The sequence below is a fragment of the Marinobacter sp. DUT-3 genome (assembly GCF_050379435.1).
In the GTDB taxonomy this organism is placed as follows: domain Bacteria; phylum Pseudomonadota; class Gammaproteobacteria; order Pseudomonadales; family Oleiphilaceae; genus Marinobacter.
The window spans coordinates 433,354-452,976 of the sequence record NZ_JBNRMG010000001.1 but is presented as its reverse complement, the minus strand read 5'-3'; the positions used below and the strand labels follow the sequence as shown (position 1 = coordinate 452,976).

Below are 19,623 nucleotides of genomic sequence, written 5' to 3'. Positions count from 1 at the left end.
AGACCCATGGACATGCTTGGCGGGATTTCAGCGGCGGATTTTCTCAGGGATTACTGGCAAAAGAAGCCCCTGGTGATCCGTCAGGCGTTCCCCGGGTTCCAGTGCCCGGTGTCTGCCGACGAACTCGCGGGTCTTGCCTGCGAGGAAGGCGTCGAATCCCGGATCGTAATTGAAGATGACAACGACAAGCCGTGGCAGTTACACAACGGCCCATTCAGCCCGGACCGTTTCAGCACCCTGCCCGACCAGGACTGGACCCTGCTGGTGCAGGGACTGGATCACTGGGTGCCGGACATTGCCGACCTGCTGGACAACTTCCGTTTTGTTCCCAACTGGCGGCTGGATGACATCATGGCCAGCTACGCGCCGAAGGGCGGAAGCGTCGGGCCGCACTACGATCAGTACGACGTCTTCCTGCTACAGGCCCAGGGGCATCGTCGCTGGACCTTTGGCGGCCACTGTGATCACACCACCCCCCGGGTGGAAGGCACGCCGCTGCGCATCCTGAGCAGCTGGGATGGAGAAGAAACCGTTACCCTGGCACCAGGCGACATGCTCTACCTGCCGCCCGGCATTGGTCATCACGGCGTTGCAGAGGACGACTGCATCACCCTGTCCATTGGCTTTCGCGCACCGACCATTGATGACATCCTGACCGGCTTCACGGATTTCCTCTGCAGCCAGTCCGATGCCGCCGATCACCTCAACGATCCCGACCTCAGAGTCCAGGACAACCCAGGCACCATCGCCCCCGAGGTCATTGATCGTCTGGAGGGCGTTATTCGCGAGAAACTGTCGGATCGCCGCCAGCTCTCCCTCTGGTTTGGCCAGTACGCCACGATCCCCAAAAGCATGGACATCGTTGTACCGTCCGATGAACCGATTGCGCCGGAGGTGTTCAGGGACCTGGTCCTTGACGGCGCACAATTGCGCTGGAACGAAGGCTCCCGCTTTGCCTATCATGAGTTGGAGGATGAAACCGCACTGTTCGTCGATGGCGAGCAATACCTTCTGAGAGGCGATGCCCGGCCGCTGGCTCCCCTGCTCTGCGCCGGCGCCCGTATCAATATGGAGGCACTGGCCCCGCTGTCCGAGGACGAAGCCATCTGCGGTCTGCTCAGCAACTTATACAACCAGGGATCCGTTTACTTCGAATGACCAGGGTACGAATCCGCAAATATAGCTGGCCACTGGCGCCGGGCCACATCCGCGACATACGGCAACGCGTGTTCGTCGAAGAACAGAAAGTGCCTCCCGAGCTGGAATGGGACGACACAGACCATATAGCGGATCACTACCTGGCGGTCACCGAAAACAACGAACCCGCAGCGGTTGCCCGGATCTTCACCACCCTCGATGAAACCGCCCATATCGGACGCATGGCGGTACTGCCGGAGTTTCGCGGCCAGGGCGTGGGCGATGCATTGCTAAAACACCTGATCAGCGACGCGACCGGTTTCGGGGAGCTGAAATTGTCCGCCCAGGAACACGCCATTCCTTTCTACCAGCGCGCCGGCTTCCATGTGTGTTCCGGCCTCTATGACGATGCCGGCATTCCCCACGTGGACATGCGCTGCCTGTCACCAGATATCGTGACGCCGGAGCTGGACCGGCGGCAGTGTCCGATGATCCTGGGTAAGGACCGGGACGCCTGGTTGTTCGAATCCGAGGGCCAAATGATCAGCCTGCTGGATTCGATGACCGGCCAGGCCACGCAACGGCTGTGGTTGTATGACCGCCTGCTGGATCACGACACCTATAACCGCTACCGTTTCCGGGAATTGCTCTCCGCGCTTGCCCGCCGGCACAGACTCTGTGAAGTCAGACTTCTGATCCATGACGACAAGCCGCTGATAAAACGCCGTCACCAGATCGTCGAGTTGATGAGACGCCTGCCAAGTCGAATTGAGTTGAAACTGGTTAACGACGATTACCCCGTCGAAGACAGGCCTTTTCTGCTGGTCGACCGCGAAGGCGTGGTGTATCGACACAACTTCCACAAACCCGAAGGCTTTGCCAACTTCGCCGACGATGGACGGGTCAGGTTGCTCGGGGAATCCTTCCAGCGTATGTGGGACGTCGGCCGCAGTTCCCTCGAGTTACGGGAACTACCGCTCTGAATGATGCGCCACGGGGAGTTCAGCGGACTCGAACTGTGCCCCGAAAGGCGCGAACTCGGTGTCCACATCCTCCGCCACTTCTGCAATCAGCCTCCTCAACCACTGGTGGTCGGCATTGTGTTGCAGCAATGGACTCCACGCCATTTTCAGCTCGAATGGGGGGATCTCGAACGGCGGCACCTTGACCACCAGGTTGGGGTTGTCCTTTTGAAGCCAGGCCGCCCTTGAGGGCAATGTGGCAATGAGGTCGTGCTGCTCCGCCAGCAACATGGCCACCTGATAATGCCGGGTAAACACCGAAATCTGCCGTTTTCGGCCCATCAGCGACAGGGCCTCATCCACCCAGCCTAATCGCTGTACATCTTTCGGGTTGACCCCCACCCCGACCCCGAAGCCGGTTTTACTCACCCAGATGTGGCTGGCATCAAGATAGGTGTCCAGGGTAAACGGTTCCTTGAGAATCGGATTGCGGGCATTCATCAGGCAGGCAAAGTATTCGGTCCACAGGGTTTTCTGGTGAAATGACTGGGGGATTTTGTCAAAGCGGTTAATCGCCATGTCCAGCCGCCCCTGCTCCACATCCAGAAAGCTGACGTCACTGGGGGTGAGTACGTCCAGGGTTACGTGAGGCGCCTCCTGACGAATGCGCCTCAGCACCCGCGGCATCAGGCAGGATTCCGCATAGTCGCTGGCCATGATACGGAACACCCGCTGGCTCTCCATAGCCGAGAAAGGCGTCTTCTCCTGCACCGCCTGCTCGATGTCCGAGAGAATGCCGCGAACCAGCGGCTGCAATTCCCGGGCGCGCTCCGTGGCCGACATTCCCTCGCTGGTGCGAACCAGCAACGGATCCCCGAACAGATCCCGTAAACGTCGCAGGCCATTGCTCATGGCCGGCTGGGTAATCCCCAGGTGATTGGCGGCCTTGGTCACGTTCCGCTCCCTGAGCAGTACATCAAGGTACACCAGAAGATTCAGGTCAACCCGGGAAATATCCATTCAGCAACTCCAGCCAACATGACACACCCTGGCCAGGCCAGGGCATTGATCCAGGCAATCTACAGGATCCATTCGATTCACGAAATAAATATAACGGAGGAATCATTCACATTTCAAAACGGAATCAATACGGGTTTTCTGCTAGTCTTTCGGATACTTGCTGAAGCGCGGTGGCCCCAAGAGCGGAATCCACCGCCCCTTTTTCCGATAACCGGAGTTATTGCCGATAACATGGATACCACTACGATCGTTCTGATACTCGCAGTCATCGTTACCGTTTCTATTGTCGTCATTGTCGGTAGTCAGATGCGGGAGCGGGCACGGATTGAACGGGCCCGGCGAATGACGGCCCAGGAAGATCAGTACAACCGGGCCGGCCGACTGCTGGGCGAGATTCCGGGACAGTATCTCACGCCTGACCTCAAGCTCCTGCTCATCAAAAGTATGGAAGAGGCGTGCCATGAACTGGTTGCCCTGAAATCGGGCCTGCCAGCAAAACAGTGGCTGGAAGAGACCCAGCAACTGAAAGACCGGGTCATGGAAAATAATGACAGCCGCCCGCCGGTCAAAATAGACTCCCCTGAGAAGTCCAACTATGTCAAAGAGTTACTGCAAAGTCTTTTCAAGATGATTGAAGGCATGCACAAGGCAGGAAAACTCGACAATGCCACCGCCAAAAAGAACCTGAAGTACGTGCTGTTCCTGGTCCACAAAACCCACGCGGACCTTCATGTATTCCAGGCCCGGGACTATGTGCGGCAGAACCAGATTCGCAAGGCCATACACGCCTACCACCTGGCCAGCACGGAGATGGGCAAATCCCGGGAGAACCCACTGGCCATGAAAGCAGTAAAAAGTTTCCGCACGCGTATCAAGGAACTGGAGGCAATGGACGCTGAGGGGGATCAAACTCCCGGCCCGCAAGAAGGCCAATCAAAACTGGATCGGGAATGGGATACCTTTCTCCATGATGATGAATGGAAGAAAAAGGCAGACTATGATGACTGATCCGACACGTACCACTCATCCCTGACAGGCCCCAGACAAGGATTGTGACAACTGGTGACTAGGCTATTCCGAAAACGCCTTTCTTTCCGCCTGACCCGAGATACCGTTCTGATTGCCATGGTACTGGGGCTGGCTCTCAACATGATTCAGGTGACCCTGGACTATTTCAGCGCCCAGGAGTCCATGGAGAATGAAATCCGTGCGCTTATTGAAATCAGTCACAGCCCCGCGTCGCAAATTGCCTATAACATTGATGTTCGTCTGGCCGAAGAACTGCTTGATGGCCTGCTCCGTCACCCGGCCACCATTGATGCGCGAATCATCGACAATGACGGCCACACCATGGCCGCCTCCAGCGAGAGCAGCCCGACTTCGCCCTACCGCTGGATCAGCGATGCCCTGTTCGGATCAAACCGGTCGTTCAGTGACGAACTGAAAGTCCAACAGTTGGCGGACCTGCCACTCGGAACACTGAACCTCACCATTGATACCTATCACTACGGCCTGCAGTTTCTGCAAAGGGCCGGATACACGCTGATCAGTGGTTTCTTCAAGAGCCTGGCGCTCTCAGCCGCACTCCTGGGAATCTTCTATTTCGTACTCACCCGCCCGATGATGACTGTCATTAACACGCTCGGACGTGTACAGGCGGATACACCGGAAAAAGTACGCCTGCCAATTCCCGCCAATCACCAGGAAGACGAGATTGGCGCAATGGTGGGCATCATAAACCAGCACCTTGAAACCATCGACAGCACTCTGGACCAGCTTCGCCAGGCGGAAAGTTCTATGAAGAACTATTCCACGCAGCTGGAACGGGAGGTGGACGACCGCACCCGTGAAATCTCCGAGAAAAATTCAGCGCTGCAACGGGGTAACCGGGCCCTGATCAAGGCCAAGGAAGACGCGGTTCGGCGGGCCCGATCGCGGGCTAACTTCCTGGCCAGCATGAGCCATGAGATTCGCACCCCGCTGAACGGCGTGCTGGGCATGCTGGGTCTCGCGCTGGAAGGTAGCCTGGAACAAGAGCAGCGCGATCGGCTGGAAATCGCCCTGACCGCCGGTCAAAGCCTGCTTGGGCTGCTCAATGACATTCTCGATATATCCAAGGTCGAGGCCGGCAAACTGAGCCTGGAAAATATTCCATTCAGTGTCCGGAACCTGATTGAGGAATGCGCCACGCTGCACGCCCAACAGGCGAAAATGAAGAGCATCGAGCTGCGCATGGACATCGATCCCGAGTTGCCGGACATGTTCCTCGGCGACCCGACCCGCACCCGACAGGTCCTGAACAATCTGCTGAGCAACGCCATCAAGTTTACCGAGGAAGGCAGCGTCAGAATTCACGCTACCCGCTTCGGTGGCAATCTTCGCATTGATGTGATGGACACCGGCATCGGCATGTCCAAAGAAGGCCTGCATCGCATTTTCTCGCCGTTCTCCCAGGCAGATACGGACACGACACGCCTCTATGGCGGCACGGGCCTGGGTTTAACACTCTGCCGTCAGCTGGTGGAGCGCATGCATGGCCAGATCATGGTGGACTCGGAAATTGGCCATGGCACCCACTTCACGGTGACCCTGCCATTGCCTGTCTTCACTCAGACGGCCCGGCAGGCGGAGAAACCTCTACCCGTCGAGGAGCCCCACACGCCGGTGAAAGGCCTGCATGTGTTGCTGGTGGAAGACAACCAGGTCAACCAACTGGTGGCCAGCAGCCTGCTGCGCAAACTGGGCCACTCCGTGGATCTTGCCGAGAATGGCAAGCAGGCCCTGGAAGCGCTGGAAGAAAGGAACTACGACATGGTCCTGATGGATTGCCAGATGCCGGTTATGGACGGCTACGAGGCAACCCAGAAGATTCGCGGGAACCCGGCCTGGAAGAGACTGCCCATCATTGCGGTGACGGCCAATGTCATGCAGGGCGACCGCGAAGACTGCCTCGCATCCGGTATGAACGATTACATCACCAAACCGTATAACCGTAGCGAGCTCAAAGCCGCTATTGAGCGCTGGGCGCCTGATTCTCCAGTTGGGCCAGAACCGACCTGAGCTCGTCACGAAGCGCCACCAGGCGATCGGGGGCGACACCGGTACTGCACAGAAGTCGGGCAGGAATTGACCTCGCCTGCTCACGCAGGGCGAGGCCAGCGGCAGTGGCGGCCACGGTCACTACCCGCTCATCCTCCACGCTTCGCTGCCGACTGACCAGACCACGCTCCTCAAGGCGCTTCAACAGCGGCGTGAGCGTGCCCGAGTCCAGCCGCAGGCGTTCGCCCAGTCGGGATACGCGCACACTCTCGTCAACGGCGGCGGCTTCCCATAACACCAGCATCACCAGATACTGAGGGTAGGTCAGTCCCAGTTCAGTCAGCAACGGCCGGTAACGGGCCGTCACCGCCCGATTCGCGGCATAAAGCGCAAAACAAAGCTGGTTATCCAGGGCCAGGGTATCGTCCGCATTACCCATCAGTCACAGCAGCTTTTCGATATCGGCGCGGATGGCCTCAGGTTTGGCGGTGGGTGGATAACGACGGATCACCTTGCCCTCCCGATTTACCAGGAACTTGGTGAAGTTCCATTTCACTTTTTCGGAACCCATCACGCCCCTTGCCTCGCTTTTGAGAAAACGATACAGCGGGTGAGTGCCGGGGCCATTCACCTCAATCTTGGCGAACATGGGGAAGTCCACGCCATAGTTGAGGCTACAGAACTGGCTGATCGCATCATCGTCCGCGGGATCCTGGTTCATGAACTGATTGCACGGAAAGCCCAGCACGGCCAGCCCCTTGTCGCTGAGATCACGGTACATCGACTGCAGGCCCTCAAATTGCGGAGTAAATCCGCATTTACTCGCGGTATTGACGATGAGCAGGACTTTGCCCTGATACTCCGCCATGTCATGTTCGTTGCCCTTGATGTCCTGAACCTTGAAATCGTAAATACTGTCGGCCATGCCCTGCTCCTTATGTTTTCTACAATTATATTGCACACAATACATTATTCGACGAACGATGTCCCATTTACTGCACGAATCTACAGACGGCATGAACTTATCGCCTTAAATCTCCATGATTTAGCCACAATTCATCACAATTGACCTGTTGCCGGGCGGTCATGCTCCGCTAGAATACAGGCTTGTCTTTTGATTTTACTGATATCAGGTTAAGGAAACCGGAGTCCTATGCAGAATTACTACAAGTCCGCCAAGCTGGATAACGTGTGCTATGAAATACGGGGCGTGGTTCTGCGTGAGGCGCGTCGCCTCGAAGAAGAGGGACACCGGGTACTGAAACTCAACATCGGCAATCCCGCGGCGTTTGAACTGGACGTTCCCGAGGAAATCCAGCAGGACGTCATCTACAACATGCCTCTGGCCCAGGGCTATGTGGAGTCCAAAGGCCTGTTCTCCGCCCGCAAGGCCGTCATGCACTACTGCCAGAAAAGAGGCATCGACAAGGTCGATATTGACGACATCTTTCTTGGAAATGGCGTCAGCGAGCTGATCGTCATGTCCATGCAAGCCATGCTCAACACCGGTGACGAAGTGCTGATCCCCGCCCCGGATTACCCATTGTGGACGGCGGCGGTTACCCTCTCCAGCGGCAAGCCGGTGCATTATCACTGCGACGAAAAGCAGGACTGGTTCCCGGACATTGACGATATCCGCAAGAAAATAACCAAGCGGACCCGCGCCATTGTTCTGATCAATCCCAACAATCCCACCGGTGCCGTGTATTCCCGCGAGCTGCTGGAACAGGTTATCGAACTGGCGCGCCAGCACAACCTGATCATCCTCTCGGACGAAATCTACGACAAGATCCTGTACGACGGAACCGAACACGTATCCACAGCCTCCCTGGCCGATGACGTGCTTTTCTTCACCTACAATGGGTTGTCGAAGAACTACCGGGCTGCCGGCTACCGTTCCGGCTGGATGATCATCAGCGGCGCCAAGCATCGCGCCCGGGACCTGATCGAAGGCATCGAGATGCTGTCCAACATGCGGCTGTGCGCCAACGTGCCTGCCCAGCTCGCCATTCAGACCGCCCTTGGCGGTTATCAGTCCATTGACGATCTCGTTGCTCCGGGCGGACGCCTGTACGAGCAACGGGAAACCGCCTGGCAACTGCTCAATGACATCCCGGGCGTCAGCTGCGTGAAACCGAAAGGCGCGCTCTACCTGTTCCCGAAACTCGATCCCAAGCGCTTCCCCATCATGAACGATGAAAAGCTGGTACTCGACCTGCTGTTGCAGGAAAGGATTCTGCTGGTCCAGGGCTCCGCTTTCAATATTGATGACAAACAGCACTTGCGGGTGGTGTTCCTGCCGAGGGTCGACACCCTTGAGGACTCCATGACGCGCCTCGCCCATTTCCTGTCCACCTATCAGCAATAATCGGTGCAGCATATGGCTGACATACACGTAGAGGAATTTTATAAAGACGCCGCCATCGCCCTGGTCCAGCTATACAGCGCCTTTCCCAGACGCATTAACCTGTTTGTGGAAGACATTGCCGGCCCGGATGAACCGGACGAGTTCGGCCTGCACAGCAAACGCCACATGGCGTGCTTTGGCGCCCTGCTCTGGCTCGAGGAGGAGGGCCTGCTTCGCTACGTGGATACCATTCGCCAGGAGGCGCTGGACCAGGCTGTTCTCACCCAGAAAGCCTTTGTTCGCCTAAGCACCCCTGCCAGCGCCGGACTACTGGCACGCCTGGAGAATCTGGCGCCCCGGGATCAGGATCAACTGCCCGAGTCCGTCAGACAGGATCTTTCGACACATATCCACCTTATCCGCAATGCCCTGCGAAGCGGCAGCTCGGCCACCATCAGCCAGGTGATGCAAGGCGCGTTCTTTGGCGGAACTTCCGCACTGGCCAGCGATCATTAAATCCGCGTAAACCTATTGAACCCGGGCTGGTCGCCCAAATATAAACAGGCGGAAACCTGTCGCCTTTGTGGATAACGAGAGAACCAAGGAACCGATCATGCGCATTCTGTTGTTTCTGGCCACCAACCTGGCGGTCATTATTGTCGCCAGCATCACCCTGCGCCTGCTTGGCGTGGACAGCTACCTCGCCCAGAACGGGATCCAGTACGGCTCCCTGCTCGCCTTTGCGGCCGTATTCGGCTTCGCCGGCGCCATTGTATCCCTGCTGATCTCCAAACCGATGGCCAAATGGAGCACCAAAGCCAAGGTCATCGATTCACCCCGCACACCCGCGGAGCGCTGGCTGGTGGACACCGTCAGGGAACTGGCAGAAAACGCCGGCATCGGCATGCCGGAAGTCGCCATTTTCCCGGCGTCCCAGTCCAACGCATTCGCCACGGGCTGGAATAAAAACGATTCACTGGTGGCGGTCAGCGAGGGCCTGCTTCATCGTTTCAACAAGGACGAAATCCGCGCCGTTCTGGGTCATGAGATCGGCCACGTCGCCAACGGAGACATGGTGACCCTGGCGCTGATCCAGGGCGTCGTGAACACTTTCGTCATCTTCGCTTCCCGGGTCATCGGCTCTTTTGTCGACCGGGTGGTATTCAAGAACGAGAGCGGCCATGGCATCGGCTTTTTCGTGGTCAGTATTGCGGCGGAAATAGTCCTCGGCATTTTGGCCAGCACCATTGTCTTCTGGTTCTCGCGGCGTCGGGAGTTTCGGGCTGACATTGCCGGCGCTCAACTGGCGGGCCGCAGCGCCATGATCAGCGCACTGGCAAGGTTGAAACAGGAAAGCGAGGTACCGGACCAGATGCCGGATTCATTGCAGGCGTTTGGCATCAACCGGGGCGCCCGAGGCGGCCTGAGCGCCCTGTTTATGACACATCCGCCGCTCGAAACCCGCATTGAAGCCCTTCAGAGTGCAAACATCTGATCAGATTTTCAACTTGAACCCCAGGGCACGGAAGGTGTCCTGGAGGGACTTACTGGTGCCCTTGAGCTGAATCTTCACACTGGAAAATTCCCGCCGCACGGGGTAGTTCTTGCGCAACCGGTCGAAGGCGTTGCCACGTTCCTCCGCCGGCAACGCCATGGTCAACCGGAGGCGCGCGTCGTCCTTGCGAGGATCGTAGCAAGAGCGCATGGCAATATTGCCGGCGTCCATTTCCTCCGCCGCACTGGTAAAAGACAACTTGCTTAGCGCCGATTCCGGCAAAAACTGACCCGCCTGTTTGCGCACTGGCAAACCCAGGAACCGGCAAAGAGACTGATAGATCATCTCAGTCCCCTGAACCTTGCCTTCAAGGCTGTATCCGGCGATATGAGGCGTACCCAGCCAGACACCGTCCAGCAGTTGCGGATTGATCTTCGGCTCCTGCTCCCACACATCCAACACAACAGTGGGTGCGTTGGCGGCATCCAGGCGTTCCTGAAGTGCGACTGAGTCAATCACTTCGCCCCGGCTGGTATTAACAAGCAATTGACCGGCACTGAGCTGGTCAAGCCTGGCCTGATCCATCATGTGGAACGTAGCGTGGGGACCTTCCCTGGTAAGTGGCGTGTGCAGGGTAATGACATCGCATTTCAGTGCCTCGTCCAGACTGCAAAAGTCCTCTTCCCCGCCCTCTTCCTGTTCCGCCCTTGGCGGATCGCACAGGCGCACGGTGAAGTCCAGCTTTTCCAGCTTGCGCGCCAGTTCACTGCCCACGTTACCGGCGCCCACAATACCAACGCTCAGCGTTTCCCAGTCCTCCAGCCCCTGTTTTTCGGCGTACAGTGAAAGCACGGACAACACGTATTCAGCCACACTGTTGGCATTACATCCGGGCGCTGCGGAAAACGCGATGCCACGGGATTTCAGCCAGGCCAGGTCAACATGGTCGGTCCCGATGGTTGAGGTGCCGACATAGCGAACCCTGCTGTCCTTCAACAGCGCCTCGTTAACCCGGGTTACCGAACGTACCAGCAGGATGTCAGCATCATTCACATCCCCGGGGGACAGGGTACGCCCCGATACCCGGCGAATATCACCGATATCACCAAAGAACGAATCCAGTAGGGGAATGTTTTCGTCAGCTACGATCAACATGGTCTGGTCTTCCAGCCTCTTTAGTTTCTGCGCTGTCGCTGGGGGCGCCCGCCCTGATTGCGCCCACCCTGCCCACGATTACCCTGGGGACGACGTCCGCCACGCTTTCTGGTAATCGGTGAATTGGGCATGGCCTCGCTCAGCTCTTCATCCGGCACAGTGGTTTTGAGTTTCTGGCTGATATAGCTTTCGATCGCCGGCAGCGAGAAAGCATCATCCTCACTGGCAAAACTGACCGATACGCCGGTCTTACCGGCACGGCCGGTTCGGCCGATGCGGTGCACGTAATCCTCAGCGTTCTCGGGGAGATTGTAGTTAAAAACATGGGTCACGCCGTTGACGTGTATTCCCCGTCCGGCCACATCGGTCGCCACCAATACCTGGATGTCGCCCTTCTTGAACTGTTCCAGCGTTTTCAGGCGCTTGTTCTGGGCAATTTCCCCGGACATCAAGGCCACCTTGACCCCCTGGTTACGCAGATCCTCATCCAGATCCCGGCACTGGTCACGACGGTTGGCAAAGACAAGGGCCTTCTCCACCTCCGGTCGTTTCAGGTAGTTCACCAATACCGGCAACTTTTCGTCCTCGCCAACCAGGTAAACCGTCTGCTCTACCCGCTCTGCGGTTTTCTGCTCGGGCTCGATTTCCACAAACTCGGCATTGCTGGTCCACATGGACGCCAGGTTGAGTACGTCCTGGTTAAAGGTAGCGCTGAATAACAACGTCTGACGCCCTTCCTTGGGCGTGCATTTGCGAATGATGCGCTTGACGTCAGGTATAAACCCCATGTCCAGCATACGGTCCGCTTCATCCAGGATCAGGATATCAAGCTGATCCAGGAACACGTCCTGGGACCCCAGGAAATCGATCAGACGCCCCGGTGTCGCCACCAGAATATCGACTATTTCGTTTTGCAGCTGATCCCGCTGTTTATCGTAGTTCATGCCGCCAACGACCGTCACCACGTTGTGCCCGGTGTAACCACACAATTGTTCCGCATCCTTGGCGATCTGCATGGCCAGCTCGCGGGTGGGCGCCAGAGCCAGCACACGTGGCTCTGAAGCAAAACGGTCCTTCGGCGGGACCGGCGTTTCCAGCAGGCTCTGGATGGCGGTGATCAGGAACGCAGCGGTCTTGCCGGTGCCGGTCTGTGCCTGACCGATCAGATCCTGGCACGCCAGGGTGAACGGCAGGGTTTCGGCCTGAATCGGGGTGCAGTGCTCAAAACCTATGTCGGTGATGGCATCCAGCAGGCGCTGATCCAGATTAAGATCCTTGAACAGCGTCTTGCCGGTATCGTTTGGGTCAGATGTCATAGATATTCAGTCTTCCTTTATGTTTGTAGTGAAACTCAGGGGACCCAGGCGCCGGGACTCTTCCTGCCAGGCGTGCTCAAAGGTGTCTCCGGTTCCATAAAATGACCTGAGCGTGTCAAAAAATGCGCGGGCGCGTGCCGGCATTCCATGCTCCAGGTAACTATTGGCCTGCGCCCTTACCTTGCGGCGAAAGCCTGCTTCATCTGCTGCCCCGTCTCCGGAGAGATTGTCCACACTGATATGAAAGCGGGACCCCGCAGCCACGGAAAAAAGCCACTCAAGAGCCTGAGGTTTGACCTCGACCTGCTCGAATGCCTGCTGCTGTGCCGTTGAACGGCCGTCGGGGCAGTACCAGTATCCGTAATCCCTGAGAGTCCGGCGATATTCGCCGGCGATGCACCAGTGACTGATCTCATGCAAGGCGCTTGCATAATAGCCGTGAGCGAAAATAATCTGTGCAACGCCGCCGGCCTCCGAAGCAGGCAGGTATTCGGGTTCATCACTGCCTCTGACCAGGACCGTCCGGTGATTTTCCCGGAACAGGTCATTGAACAGCATGATAAGATCGTCTGGATTGTGATTCATTGGGTCGCTATTGTGCGACTTTAAACCCTTCAATACCAGAGGGAACTTTAGGGTGGCAGGTTTGTCCATTGCAACCTGAAGCATGCCATTCCCGGGTTATAATCCCGTAGTGACGATACTTAAAATCACCAGCCAGGATCCCGAAGCCTCTATGACCGAGTTTGCTTTAACCACAGGCCGCCTCCGCATCACCATGCCGGCCCGACGTGGCGCCATGGCACTGCTTCTCCTGCTGTTCTCGGCCGCTGCCTGGGGATTGGGCAATTCGGGCAATTCCCTGTTCGGAAACAACGGCGATTTTCTGCCCGTCGATGAGGCACTTCCGTTCAGCTACCTCACCGACACCGACAGCGTGGTGCTGTCCTGGGACGTGGCGCCGGAACACTACCTCTACAAGACCCGGGTGTCCGTTGAATCGGTGACCGAGGGGATCACCCTGGGGGAGCCGCAGTTCTCACTACAGGGAACCACCACCGAGGACGAGTTCTTTGGAGAGGTAACGGTTTTCTACGAGCCGGTCGAAGCGCGCGTGCCATTGTCTCTGCCAGAAGGTATCAGGGAAGCAGAGCTTAGGGTGACCTACCAGGGCTGCGCTGAAGCCGGTCTGTGTTACCCGCCGCAAACCCGGGACGTTCTGTATTACGCCGGTAGCGGAGGTAATACCAACACTGGCAGCACCAACACGGATTCCGGTGCCAATAGCAATGCCGGCAGCTCGGCAGGCGTCAACACCAATTCGGCCACCGGCCTGGCAGGATTCCTCTCGGAACAGTCCACCCTCGCCATCGCCGCGGTTTTCCTACTGCTGGGCCTTGGGCTGACCTTTACCCCCTGCGTACTGCCCATGGTTCCGATCATTTCGTCCCTGGTTTCCGGCCGCAACACCCGCACCACGGGCCACGCCCTGATGCTGTCCGGAAGCTACGTGCTGGGCATGGCGCTGACCTACGCTGCTGCCGGGGTGATCACCGGGCTTCTCGGCGCCAGCTTCAACCTGCAGGCGCAACTGCAATCCCCCTGGGTTCTCGGGGTGTTCGCAACCCTGTTCGTGGTCTTTGCCCTGTCCATGTTCAACCTGTTCGAGATCCAGCTTCCCCGCTTTATCCGGGAACCACTTAACGACGCCAGCCACCGCCTGACCGGCACGCGCGTGTTCAGCATTTTCGGCATCGGCGCGCTATCAGCACTGATTGTATCCCCCTGCGTATCCGCCCCGCTGGCCGGCAGCCTGCTTTACATCAGCACCACCCAGGACGCGTTGATGGGTGGCATTGCCCTGTTCTCCCTCGGCCTGGGCATGGGGATACCCCTGATCCTGGTGGCCGTCGGTGGTCGCAAGCTTCTGCCGGCGACCGGTCCGTGGATGAACGTGGTCAAAGCCTTTTACGGTGTCATGCTGATGGCAGTCGCGATCTGGCTGGTCGAACGTCTGGTTCCGGCATGGGCAGCCTTGACGCTGTGGGGCCTGCTGGTTGCCATCACCGGTGTCCAGCTCGGCGCGTTTGACGCCGCCAGGGCTGGCTGGGAGAGAACCCGCAAGGGTCTGGGACTGGTCATGTTCGCCTATGGCCTGGCGCTGCTCGCCGGCGCCGTTGGCGGTGCACAGGATCCGCTGAACCCACTGGCACCCTACACCGCAACAGCCGACAGCGGTGCCGGCATTTCCCGGGAGCATGCGGGTTTCAGACGGGCGGAGACCCCGGAAGAAATCAAGTCGCTGATCACAGCGGCTAGCCAGCAGCAACGGCCGGTCATGCTCGACTTCTATGCCGACTGGTGCATATCGTGCAAAGTCATGGAACGCAACGTCTTCAGTGATCCGTCAGTTATCCAGGCGCTCGCACCCTATACGCTCCTGCAAATTGACATGACCGATAACACCCCGGCTCAGCAGGCCTTCCTGGAGGAACTGGGACTTTTCGGGCCGCCGGCTATCCTGTTCTACCGGAGCGATGGCCGCGAACTGTCGTCAGAAACCCGGGTACTGGGTGAAATGGACAGGGACGAGTTCCTGGCGCACCTCAACTCCCTCGACGTATGAAGAAGAAGAACTCGTTTCCGCTCTCTTCACTGTGCACCAGTTGATGGTCGAGAAACTGGCAAAATCGGGGAATGTCCCGGGTGGTGGACGGGTCGGTCGCCACGACCTTGAGAACTCCACCCACCGGCACATCGTGAATCCGGTTGTGGAGCATCATCACCGGTTCCGGACAATACAGCCCCCGTGCATCCAGCTCGCCATCAAACGTTATCTCATGCAAGGCTGCTTCTCCGTCGGTTGATTCAATGTATTTCTGAAAATACGTGCTAAATTATTGTTTATAACAGTCAAAATGTTAAGAGGTAAGCCATGATCCGGGTATTGATTGAACGTCATATCGCAGAGACTCTTGAATCCGCCTATGAGGAACGGTCCCGCAAAGTGCTGCAGCAGGCTGTCGCCGCCCCTGGTTTCATATCCGGTGAGACCCTGGTCGATGCCCATGATCCCAACCATCGGCTGACGCTGTCCAACTGGCGGTCGGAGGCGGAATGGGATCGGTGGTACCGCTCCGAGGAACGGAAAGCCCTGATGGCCGAACTGGTCCCCATGATGGATCAGGACGAGGCCATCACGGTGCTCCACCAGAGCTGACCCGGTTTTGCCGCTACATCACCCGCTCCAGGAAGCAGGTGATTTCTTCACGGTCGTGGTAAAGATGACGAGCCCTGAGCCGGAACGTCATCTCCGAGTCCGCCAGACCACTCTCAAGAATATCGCGGCAGATCAGCCATTCCTCATACCGCTTTTTCATCGGCAGTTTGAGGTTGAATATGGTGTAACGGCATAGCCCGTTCTTCAGCCAGTCGACCGCCAGCTTCGAGGTCCGGCGTGGATGATCGACGATGTCACAGACCATCCAGTCAACACCGCGCCGGGGTTTCCAGGCATACCCGTCCGCTTCGACATGCTCAACCTGCCCCGATGCCATCAGGTCGGTGTTCATTGGGCCGTTATCCACCGCAGCCACCATCATACCCTGCCGGACCAGCTGCCAGGTCCAGCCACCGGGCGCAGCGCCAAGGTCCACTGCACGCTTGCCGCCCCCAAGATAATCGAGAACCTGTTCCGGTGGCAGGAAGACTTTCCAGGCTTCTTCGAGCTTCAGCGCCGATCGACTCGGCGCCGATGCCGGCAGGCGGAGCCGGGGAATGCCACCGACATAACGGGCCCGGTTGCCGCTGGGACTGAGACCGATCACGGCCTGCTCAAACCCCGGCAGCAGAATATCGAGCCTTGCGGGCGCCTTGGCGTCCGGATCCGGTTTCATCAGGCCGGCCCCCCGTAGCCCCCGGGAAAGCGGAGCTACCCACTTCCTGGAGAAATTCCCAAGGTCACGGTCGGCGTTATCCTCCGGCACCCGCACCTCTACCCTGGTGCAGTTCGGAAATCCTCCGGGCAGGGCCTGCAAACCCTCAATCACCGCGCCAACGCGGTCCGCAGCGGGCAATGCCAGCTCCGCCAGCCCGACCATCCAGTCCCTGACGAAGACCATATCCTCCAGATTCAGCCGGCGGAGCAGTTCGTCGGCGCCTTCCGGCCCGGTAAGGAAGAAAAACAGGTAACCATGTTTGCCACGAGGCTCAAAATAGCCAAAAACACCCACGGCAGCGGCTGCATCGGTCATTTCGCGGCCTGCTTCTGTTTCAAAGCCAGGGCGGCAAAACAGGATCATGTGTTCCATGGAGCACCTTTATCGGGATTCCCACCACAGGAAATCCTTGAGAATTTGAAACTGTTTAACAGTGAACCAGATCGGCAATCGATAAACTGGCAGACTACTTCCCGGCAGGAATTCACAAATGCTGCTTTACCTGCGTACCTTCATCACGCTGACGGCCCTGGTTCTGGCGGGCACGGCTCCGGCGCTGACCGCCCACCCCGGGAGTCCCTGCCCGATCCTGGATGCCAGCCAACCCCAACAGCGGCAAGTGCTGATGAGCCATGTGTGTTTCCATGCAGCGGCCCCGGATGACCCCGCGCACCTGGCAAACACGCCTGCCGAACTACCGGAATCCATCGAGTGGCAGGATGCCGGCGGCCATGACCTGGTGTTCAGCCACACAGATTCGGTGTACTGGGTCCATTTACACCTGACCAACTCCGGAAACAAACGGGGATTGTGGTACCTGAAACTCAATTATCCGCTCCTGGATGACGTCACTTTCTGGCAGGACGGCGATTCCACATCCACTACCATGGCCACTGGTGACCAACGCCCGTTTCTGTCGCGGGGCATAGATTACCGGTATTTTCTCCTTCCCGTCACCCTGGACTCCGGTGAAAACCAGAGCATTACCCTCAGAATACGGAGCAGCGGCGCCCTGAACGTGCCACTGTCCCTTGAAACTCCGGGGACCGTTATTGCCGAGAGCAACCACCTTACCCTGACTCACGGACTGTTCTACGGTGCGCTTCTGGTCTTCGCAGTGTTCAACCTGCTGCTGTTCTTCAGTTCGGGGACGGTCTACTACTTTCATAACGCCTTTTACATGGCGTCCATGGGCCTGTTCCTGTTTGCCATGGGCGGCTTTGCCAATCAGTATTTCTGGCCAGACAGCACCGGCTTCGCCAATACCTCCATTCCGTTGCTCATTGCACTGTGTGCTCTGGCAATGACGCTGTTCGGACGTTCCTTCCTGGAGATTGAACCTGACACCCTTTCAGCAAGCACCTTGCGTGCCCTGGCCTGGTCATCCGTCGGGCTTCTGATCATTACCTTCCTGCTGCCCTACAACAAATCAATCCTGTTCAACACATTTCTGGTGCTGACGGTGATTGCCAGCCTGTTTGTCATCGGCATCCTGAGGTGGCGGCAAGGCTACGGGCCCGCCTTATGGTATGTGATGGCCTGGTCGGTCATGCTGGTAGGCGCTCTCATCTACGCCCTGGCGGCATTCGGCTATCTGACGGATTTCCTGGCCCGCGAGTTTTTCATGCTGACGGCCATCGGGGCTCAGGTCATCCTGCTGAACTACGCCCTGGTGCAGCGCTGGCGATTGCTCAACCAGAAATTGCTCAATGTGGAACACAATGCTCGCGCTGAGCTGGAAACGAAGGTCCATGAACGCACCGCCCAATTACGCAACACCATGGGAGAGCTGGAGAGGGCCAATCGAAAACTCGCGACCATGAGCCTTAATGACGCATTAACAGGGCTTTACAACCGGAGGCACCTCGACAACATGCTTCCCGAACTGTGTGCCGAAGCCCGCCGGACTGGCCACCCTCTGACCCTGACCCTGATCGATGCCGACCACTTCAAGGACGTTAACGATACCTGGGGCCATGGTTTCGGGGATCAGTGCCTGCAACGCATTGCCGACATCCTCAGCCGGCACGTCAAGCGCCCCAGGGATGTTGCCATCCGCTTTGGTGGCGAGGAATTCGCGTTGCTCCTGCCCGGAACCGACCAGGAAGGCGCGTATCGGGTATGCCAGCGCATTCTGGAGGACATGCGGAACACAGCGATCCCTGCGGATGACGGCACCCACGTCACCATCACACTCAGCGCTGGCGTTGCCCTACTGGCTCCCGATGAAAATGAGCAAACACTGTTTCAACGGGCCGATGAGGCGCTGTATCAGGCCAAGGCATCTGGAAGGGACCAGATTGCAACCGTGAAGGTGCCAGTCGTTGACTAGTGTCCCGTCTCGCATCTCATAAATGCGGCCGCCGATCTCGCCGCCTGCTGAATCAGGCCAATCTGGGTTTCCGGCTGCCTGGCTAAGGGCTGAAAGTCATGGTTTCCACCCTCGAGCCAGACCAGTTCAGGCTCTGCAAGCGTTGCCAGACGCTCATTCACTTCATCAGGCTTGCCAAAAGGATCGCGGGTGCCCTGAATAATAAGGACCGGGCACCAGAAATCCGGAAAGTGATCGGTCCGCCAGCGGTCCTTACCTGGCGGATGAAACGGGTAGCCAAAACACAGAACGCCCCTGAACCGTCCCTTCAGGCGGGGATCGGCGGCCAGCAGGCTCGCCATCCGCCCTCCCATGGATTTACCGCCGATGAACAGCGGCCGTCCGGCCAGCGATCCCTCGATAATTTCCGCAATCAACTGTTCGAGCTGCGCCAGCAATGCCGGTTGTCTCTCGGGTGGACGCTTCCTGCCGTCCTCTCGACGCTTCGCCATATAGGAAAACTCAAACCGAACGGTGGTTACCCCCTCGTCAGCCAAGGATTCGGCAAGCATTTCCATAAAAGAGGAGTCCGCTGGCGCTCCGGCCCCATGTGCTAAAATCAGCACAGGTTCCTTTCCCGAGCATGAATGAGGGCCATTGGTCTTATAAACTTCCATCCAATTCACCTTGTAAGTCGAAGCTTCTATTATAGGGACCTGTAGCAACGAAAGCCCGGCAAAACCGATAAGCTCCCAGCATCAAAAAAGAATCCGTAGATGCTCTCTGCATGTTACTGATTCGGGCGCATTTGACGGGCATTGCGAGTTGATCTGAGTCATTGCAAAGCGCTAATGGTTTCTCCATACTTGCGCCCGCATATTTTCCCACTCTGAACCCATTGGT

At 57.8% G+C, this 19,623-nt stretch carries 19 protein-coding genes; 10 read left to right on the top strand and 9 right to left on the bottom strand.

Features of this window, described 5'->3' with window-relative positions; genetic code table 11:
* Positions 1-6: 6 nt before the first annotated feature.
* Positions 7-1,158 carry a JmjC domain-containing protein gene (locus ACQUWM_RS02070; RefSeq protein WP_428921021.1) on the top strand — a complete coding sequence of 384 codons (1,152 nt, stop codon included), beginning with the start codon at positions 7-9 and terminating at the stop codon, positions 1,156-1,158.
* Positions 1,155-2,120, top strand: a complete 966-nt coding sequence (locus ACQUWM_RS02065) for a GNAT family N-acetyltransferase (RefSeq protein ID WP_428921020.1) — start codon at positions 1,155-1,157, stop codon at positions 2,118-2,120. The genes ACQUWM_RS02070 and ACQUWM_RS02065 overlap by 4 nt, the downstream gene beginning before the upstream one ends.
* Here the strand turns inward: ACQUWM_RS02065 and ACQUWM_RS02060 are convergent.
* Positions 2,109-3,119 carry a LysR family transcriptional regulator gene (locus tag ACQUWM_RS02060; protein ID WP_407000248.1) on the bottom strand — a complete coding sequence of 337 codons (1,011 nt, stop codon included), beginning with the start codon at positions 3,117-3,119 and terminating at the stop codon, positions 2,109-2,111. The genes ACQUWM_RS02065 and ACQUWM_RS02060 overlap by 12 nt on opposite strands.
* A gap of 231 nt (positions 3,120-3,350) precedes the next feature.
* Here ACQUWM_RS02060 and ACQUWM_RS02055 point away from each other — a divergent pair, with 231 nt between their 5' ends.
* The gene (locus ACQUWM_RS02055; protein WP_407000246.1) at positions 3,351-4,127 is read left to right on the top strand and encodes a hypothetical protein; all 777 of its coding nucleotides are present in this window, start codon (positions 3,351-3,353) and stop codon (positions 4,125-4,127) included.
* A gap of 54 nt (positions 4,128-4,181) precedes the next feature.
* Positions 4,182-6,179 carry an ATP-binding protein gene (locus ACQUWM_RS02050; protein ID WP_428921019.1) on the top strand — a complete coding sequence of 666 codons (1,998 nt, stop codon included), beginning with the start codon at positions 4,182-4,184 and terminating at the stop codon, positions 6,177-6,179.
* On the opposite strand, the gene ACQUWM_RS02045 is transcribed toward ACQUWM_RS02050, so the two are convergent.
* Together ACQUWM_RS02045 and ACQUWM_RS02040 are read right to left on the bottom strand one after the other, a co-directional pair.
* Positions 6,130-6,597: a MarR family winged helix-turn-helix transcriptional regulator gene (locus ACQUWM_RS02045; protein WP_407000242.1), complete on the bottom strand. Its 468-nt coding sequence runs from the start codon at positions 6,595-6,597 to the stop codon at positions 6,130-6,132. The genes ACQUWM_RS02050 and ACQUWM_RS02045 overlap by 50 nt on opposite strands.
* Before the next feature lie 3 nt (positions 6,598-6,600).
* Entirely contained in the window at positions 6,601-7,083 is a 483-nt protein-coding gene (locus ACQUWM_RS02040) for a glutathione peroxidase (RefSeq protein WP_407000240.1), read from the bottom strand.
* Between the two features lie 228 nt (positions 7,084-7,311).
* Between ACQUWM_RS02040 and ACQUWM_RS02035 the strand changes: the two genes are divergently transcribed.
* From ACQUWM_RS02035 to htpX, 3 genes are all read left to right on the top strand, one after another.
* Entirely contained in the window at positions 7,312-8,526 is a 1,215-nt protein-coding gene (locus tag ACQUWM_RS02035; RefSeq protein ID WP_407000238.1) for a pyridoxal phosphate-dependent aminotransferase, read from the top strand.
* 12 nt (positions 8,527-8,538) lie between these two features.
* Positions 8,539-9,021: a hypothetical protein gene (locus tag ACQUWM_RS02030; RefSeq protein WP_428921018.1), complete on the top strand. Its 483-nt coding sequence runs from the start codon at positions 8,539-8,541 to the stop codon at positions 9,019-9,021.
* A 94-nt stretch (positions 9,022-9,115) separates the two neighbouring features.
* Positions 9,116-10,000 (top strand): protease HtpX, encoded by an 885-nt coding sequence (gene htpX / locus ACQUWM_RS02025; RefSeq protein ID WP_428921419.1) that lies wholly within the window; start codon positions 9,116-9,118, stop codon positions 9,998-10,000.
* Here the strand turns inward: htpX and pdxB are convergent, their stop codons facing one another.
* From pdxB to ACQUWM_RS02010, 3 genes are read right to left on the bottom strand one after another with little or no spacing between them, the layout of a single operon-like run.
* A complete protein-coding gene (pdxB, locus tag ACQUWM_RS02020; RefSeq protein WP_428921017.1) occupies positions 10,001-11,155 on the bottom strand; it encodes a 4-phosphoerythronate dehydrogenase PdxB in 1,155 nt (384 codons plus the stop codon).
* Between the two features lie 20 nt (positions 11,156-11,175).
* Positions 11,176-12,471: a DEAD/DEAH box helicase gene (locus ACQUWM_RS02015; protein ID WP_407000232.1), complete on the bottom strand. Its 1,296-nt coding sequence runs from the start codon at positions 12,469-12,471 to the stop codon at positions 11,176-11,178.
* 6 nt (positions 12,472-12,477) lie between these two features.
* On the bottom strand, positions 12,478-13,056 hold the full coding sequence (locus ACQUWM_RS02010; RefSeq protein WP_428921016.1) for an elongation factor P hydroxylase: 579 nt from the start codon (positions 13,054-13,056) through the stop codon (positions 12,478-12,480).
* A gap of 214 nt (positions 13,057-13,270) precedes the next feature.
* Here ACQUWM_RS02010 and dsbD point away from each other — a divergent pair, with 214 nt between their 5' ends.
* Positions 13,271-15,097: a protein-disulfide reductase DsbD gene (gene dsbD, locus ACQUWM_RS02005; RefSeq protein ID WP_428921418.1), complete on the top strand. Its 1,827-nt coding sequence runs from the start codon at positions 13,271-13,273 to the stop codon at positions 15,095-15,097.
* Here dsbD and tusA read toward each other — a convergent pair.
* On the bottom strand, positions 15,078-15,317 hold the full coding sequence (gene tusA / locus ACQUWM_RS02000; RefSeq protein ID WP_407000230.1) for a sulfurtransferase TusA: 240 nt from the start codon (positions 15,315-15,317) through the stop codon (positions 15,078-15,080). The two genes, dsbD and tusA, sit on opposite strands and share 20 nt — an antisense overlap.
* Positions 15,318-15,406: 89 nt before the next feature.
* Here tusA and ACQUWM_RS01995 point away from each other — a divergent pair, with 89 nt between their 5' ends.
* Positions 15,407-15,691: an antibiotic biosynthesis monooxygenase family protein gene (locus ACQUWM_RS01995; protein WP_407000228.1), complete on the top strand. Its 285-nt coding sequence runs from the start codon at positions 15,407-15,409 to the stop codon at positions 15,689-15,691.
* A 13-nt stretch (positions 15,692-15,704) separates the two neighbouring features.
* Here the strand turns inward: ACQUWM_RS01995 and rlmM are convergent, their stop codons facing one another.
* Positions 15,705-16,781 carry a 23S rRNA (cytidine(2498)-2'-O)-methyltransferase RlmM gene (gene rlmM, locus ACQUWM_RS01990; protein WP_428921015.1) on the bottom strand — a complete coding sequence of 359 codons (1,077 nt, stop codon included), beginning with the start codon at positions 16,779-16,781 and terminating at the stop codon, positions 15,705-15,707.
* A 118-nt stretch (positions 16,782-16,899) separates the two neighbouring features.
* Between rlmM and ACQUWM_RS01985 the strand changes: the two genes are divergently transcribed.
* A complete protein-coding gene (locus tag ACQUWM_RS01985; RefSeq protein ID WP_428921014.1) occupies positions 16,900-18,741 on the top strand; it encodes a sensor domain-containing diguanylate cyclase in 1,842 nt (613 codons plus the stop codon).
* On the opposite strand, the gene ACQUWM_RS01980 is transcribed toward ACQUWM_RS01985, so the two are convergent.
* The gene (locus ACQUWM_RS01980; RefSeq protein WP_428921013.1) at positions 18,738-19,397 is read right to left on the bottom strand and encodes an alpha/beta family hydrolase; all 660 of its coding nucleotides are present in this window, start codon (positions 19,395-19,397) and stop codon (positions 18,738-18,740) included. The genes ACQUWM_RS01985 and ACQUWM_RS01980 overlap by 4 nt on opposite strands.
* Positions 19,398-19,623 lie beyond the last annotated feature (226 nt).

Coding starts and splice junctions, on each gene's coding strand:
- ACQUWM_RS02070 (WP_428921021.1), top strand. CDS start 7: ATGGACATGCTTGGCGGGATTTCAGCGGCGGATTTTCTCAGGGATTAC.
- ACQUWM_RS02065 (WP_428921020.1), top strand. CDS start 1,155: ATGACCAGGGTACGAATCCGCAAATATAGCTGGCCACTGGCGCCGGGC.
- ACQUWM_RS02060 (WP_407000248.1), bottom strand. CDS start 3,119: ATGGATATTTCCCGGGTTGACCTGAATCTTCTGGTGTACCTTGATGTA.
- ACQUWM_RS02055 (WP_407000246.1), top strand. CDS start 3,351: ATGGATACCACTACGATCGTTCTGATACTCGCAGTCATCGTTACCGTT.
- ACQUWM_RS02045 (WP_407000242.1), bottom strand. CDS start 6,597: ATGGGTAATGCGGACGATACCCTGGCCCTGGATAACCAGCTTTGTTTT.
- ACQUWM_RS02040 (WP_407000240.1), bottom strand. CDS start 7,083: ATGGCCGACAGTATTTACGATTTCAAGGTTCAGGACATCAAGGGCAAC.
- ACQUWM_RS02035 (WP_407000238.1), top strand. CDS start 7,312: ATGCAGAATTACTACAAGTCCGCCAAGCTGGATAACGTGTGCTATGAA.
- ACQUWM_RS02030 (WP_428921018.1), top strand. CDS start 8,539: ATGGCTGACATACACGTAGAGGAATTTTATAAAGACGCCGCCATCGCC.
- pdxB (WP_428921017.1), bottom strand. CDS start 11,155: ATGTTGATCGTAGCTGACGAAAACATTCCCCTACTGGATTCGTTCTTT.
- ACQUWM_RS02015 (WP_407000232.1), bottom strand. CDS start 12,471: ATGACATCTGACCCAAACGATACCGGCAAGACGCTGTTCAAGGATCTT.
- ACQUWM_RS02010 (WP_428921016.1), bottom strand. CDS start 13,056: ATGAATCACAATCCAGACGATCTTATCATGCTGTTCAATGACCTGTTC.
- dsbD (WP_428921418.1), top strand. CDS start 13,271: ATGGCACTGCTTCTCCTGCTGTTCTCGGCCGCTGCCTGGGGATTGGGC.
- ACQUWM_RS01995 (WP_407000228.1), top strand. CDS start 15,407: ATGATCCGGGTATTGATTGAACGTCATATCGCAGAGACTCTTGAATCC.
- rlmM (WP_428921015.1), bottom strand. CDS start 16,781: ATGGAACACATGATCCTGTTTTGCCGCCCTGGCTTTGAAACAGAAGCA.
- ACQUWM_RS01985 (WP_428921014.1), top strand. CDS start 16,900: ATGCTGCTTTACCTGCGTACCTTCATCACGCTGACGGCCCTGGTTCTG.
- ACQUWM_RS01980 (WP_428921013.1), bottom strand. CDS start 19,397: ATGGAAGTTTATAAGACCAATGGCCCTCATTCATGCTCGGGAAAGGAA.